Below are 3,485 nucleotides of genomic sequence, written 5' to 3'. Positions count from 1 at the left end.
CCAGGTAATCGGCATCACGGACACCTCGGTCCACGACGACCCAGCGAACACCCAACTCGGAGAGCGATGACGACGGCATCTCGCCGGCAATCATTGCGTCGACGATCTCGTCGGCGACCGATTCACGCAAGTCCGCTCGCTCGCGCACACCCCTCCCGAGCCCGTTGTTTGATGCCGCGAGCACGTCGCCGCCGAGGAAGAGCGGCAGAGGGTTCAGAACGCGTCGGACCCGCCCGCCGTCGAACTGCTCGTTGTAGTACTGAACCCACGGCAAGGCGAGCACCGTTCCCGACTCGGCGCGAACGACGTCGCGAACCTCGCTCCATCCCTCGGGAACCCGTTCCGCTGCGATCTGCCCGCCGACACCCCACAAACCCGGCACGCCGAGAGCGACGGCGAGAGCGAGCGGAAGGCCCACCACCAACCCACCGACCGTTGGCCGCCCCACGGCCGACGCACGCGCGAAGATGCGCTCCGCCCCCAACGCCGCTGCCGGCGCCATCCAGGCGAGGTACAGGATCAGGAGCCGATGCCCCTCGCGCCACACGGCCCCGATGGGATTCGACGTGAGCCACTCGTACGCACCGGTCGTGATCCAGATGCCGGACGATGCCGCGACCACGAAGCCGATGAGACCGAGCACGGACAACGCGGGTTCGATCGTGGACGGCATCGAGCGCGCACCGACGATGGCGAGGCAGAGCAGGATGCCACCCGCAATCGCCACGAACACTCCCGCACCACCGACCTGAAAGTACGAGTTCCAGAATCCCCCGCCTGCGGAGAGACGGAGAAGCCCCGGCACCCCGTCGCTGACGGTGGCGAATACGTCCGAACCGGACATCCCCGCATCCCCGCCGAGCATGACCAGGAGACCCGGTACGAGCCACGCTGCCTGGGCTGCAAGCGTCACTGCGACGGCGCGCCAGCGGCGCGCGCACGACCGATCGAACAAGACACCGACGAGCACCACCACGAGGGCGAGGGAACCGCCGAAATGACCACCCAGGCTGAGCGCTGCCGCGGCGAGAAACGTCTTGGTGAGGTCTCGACCCGGCCGCAACAACCTCGGAAGGACCCACGGCAAGAGTGCGAAGGGAACGGTCACCATGAAATGGCCCACAGCGGTGCGGGTGAGGACGAACGGGCTCAAGGCGTACAGTGCCGCTGCCGGGAGGGGCCATCTGACCCCCAGGCCCGTCGCGAAACGGACCATCCCGGCCCACGCGACCGGGAACACCAGCAACATCAGGAGCTTGGTCGACAAAGTCGCCGGTATCAGCGACGACACAGCTGAGATCGGCACCCAGAGCGGGAGTCGCCGGGGCAGTTCCGGACCCAATCCCCAGAATCCGGCGGGCAGATCGAGGTCGGCGAACACCACCAGGTCCAGGTTGAGGAGGACACCAGGCCCCAGGGCGGGCCCCAACACGAGGACACCGAGGAGTACGGGGAGCACAAACGATGCCAGCCACGACCTGTTCCCCACCACTCTCCACCTCGGTGCACGGTGGCAATTTTCTACCTGAACGCCGGAAGTGGTAGACACCTTGGCGAACATACTCACTGTCGGGCGTGTCGTTCCCACGAACGCGACGTGAGCAGACTTCGAACGAGCGGACCGATGACCACAGCACCGACGATTGCGACACGCCGGGAGCTGTTCCGGTTGTTCCTTTCCGAACAGATGGATCCTGACGAGTTCTATTCGAAACTCGCGGACCGGACCCTGTCGTCGTTCGAACTACCGCTCGACGGTCAACGGATCCTCGACCTCGGCTCGGGGCCGGGTCACTACACCGCCGCGCTCGAACGTGCCGGGGCGACCGTCGTCGCCGTCGATCTCGACGAGGAGGACATGCGACGCGCCGTGACACGCGGTCAGGACGGCGTGCTCACCGACGCATCACGCCTTCCCTTCCCGGACGGGACCTTCGATGGCATCTTCTCCTCCAACCTGCTCGAGCACGTTCCGGCCTCGGGCCCGATCTTCGACGAGATCGAGCGGGTCTTGAAGCCGAAGGGGTGGGCGTGGGTCAGTTGGACGAACTGGTACTCGCCGTGGGGAGGCCACCTCATCACGCCCTTCCACTACCTGGGACCCCGATTGGGAGCGAAGACACACGAGCGCCTGCGCGGCCTCCCACCCCGGAATCAGGTCTTCAACGGGCTCTGGCCTGCTCACATCGGCCCGACCCTGCGGGATGTCACGGGGCGCCGGGGGCTCCGGGTCCGCTCGGTCGTTCCGCGGTACTACCCCTCACAACGATGGATCATGAAGGTGCCCGGGCTCCGCGAGTTGGTCTCCTGGAACTGTTTGATCGTGGTCGAGAAAACACGCTGACACGTGCGCCACGATTGGGCAGCACATTTCGACGACAGGTCCGCTGCACGACGTGTTCGGCGCGGCCTGCGTCGTGTCCGCCTCGCGCTGTCAGACCGACCCGTGTTCCTCCCGATCGTGCTCCGGGGAACTCCACGCGGTCTCGACCGCCGCATCGACGACGACACCGAACTCGTCATCGAGGGTTACCCACGATCCGCCAACACGTTCGCAGCGGCTGCGATTGCGTACGCCTCACGTCGAGAGCTCAGGGTGGCGAGCCACGTTCACACCCCGAGCCAGGTGCTCGAGGCGGTCAAGCGTACGGTGCCCACCCTCGTCGTCGTCCGTGAGCCCCAAGCGACGGTTCGATCGATCGTGGTGGCCGCACCGCATCTCCGAGTCGACGAGGCGCTCGCCGAATGGATCCACCACTACTCGTTGATCTGGCCCGTTCGCGAGCACTTCGTGATCGCCACGTTCGACCAGGTCATCGATGACTTCGGAGCGGTCACGTCGCGGGTCAACGATCGATTCGGCACCGACTTCGCCATCTTCGATGCATCGCCTGCTGCGCGTGCGGCCGTCGAGGGACGGATCCGAGCCGATCACGAGCGGTGGCACCCGGGCGACAGCGCGAGTCTCCCGGTACCGGACAACGATCGGACCGACCGGAACCGGTGGTTGAGCGACGCGATCCGCACCCGTTGCACCGGTGACGCCCTGGAACGCGCGGCCGAAATCTTCGCCGACTACGTCGACGCGAGTTCCTGAACCGGGGTCGGACCGTCATCAGCGGTCGACGGCTCATCGACTCGTTCAGGTCGGTCGACTCCTCGCATCCGGGAGATCCAGTGCAGGACCGCGACGACGGCGAACGGTGACGCCCATGCCAAGGGATCACGGTCACCGATGACCAGGAGCGCCAGCGACACCGACACCGCGGTGACGGCCACGGCGACACCCACGCGTCGCGGTGCACGCCATCCTCGAGTGAACATCCATCCGCCGATCGCGACAGTCGCGAACAGCCCCGACACGACAAGCGGAAGCCAACCCGGACGGGCGACCTCGGACGACTCTGCGATCATCGAGCGCAATGACCCGGCGAGCCACGGGGCAGAACCGGCCGACCACACCAACGACGCCCACGGCGCCACGA

Annotated in this window: 3 protein-coding genes and 1 pseudogene; 2 read left to right on the top strand and 2 right to left on the bottom strand. The window is 66.5% G+C overall.

Annotation, left to right across the window (positions count from 1 at the left end; all coding sequences use genetic code 11):
* Positions 1-1,489 (bottom strand): hypothetical protein (locus WBV89_RS19500; RefSeq protein ID WP_423982990.1); only part of this gene is annotated, 1,489 nt, incomplete at its 3' end.
* A gap of 135 nt (positions 1,490-1,624) precedes the next feature.
* On the opposite strand from WBV89_RS19500, the gene WBV89_RS19495 reads away from it, so the two are divergent.
* Positions 1,625-2,344, top strand: a complete 720-nt coding sequence (locus WBV89_RS19495) for a class I SAM-dependent methyltransferase (protein ID WP_423982989.1) — start codon at positions 1,625-1,627, stop codon at positions 2,342-2,344.
* Between the two features lie 102 nt (positions 2,345-2,446).
* Positions 2,447-3,097, top strand: coding sequence for a hypothetical protein (locus tag WBV89_RS19490; protein WP_423982988.1), 651 nt, complete (start codon positions 2,447-2,449; stop codon positions 3,095-3,097).
* Here the strand turns inward: WBV89_RS19490 and WBV89_RS19485 are convergent.
* Positions 3,076-3,485, bottom strand: a pseudogene (locus tag WBV89_RS19485) (hypothetical protein); the annotation flags it as partial. The gene WBV89_RS19490 and the pseudogene WBV89_RS19485 overlap by 22 nt on opposite strands.

It is taken from the genome of Ilumatobacter sp., from assembly GCF_049588435.1.
GTDB lineage: Bacteria > Actinomycetota > Acidimicrobiia > Acidimicrobiales > Ilumatobacteraceae > Ilumatobacter_A.
Note: the sequence above shows the minus strand (reverse complement) of the source record. Positions and strands in the feature narration are given on the sequence as shown.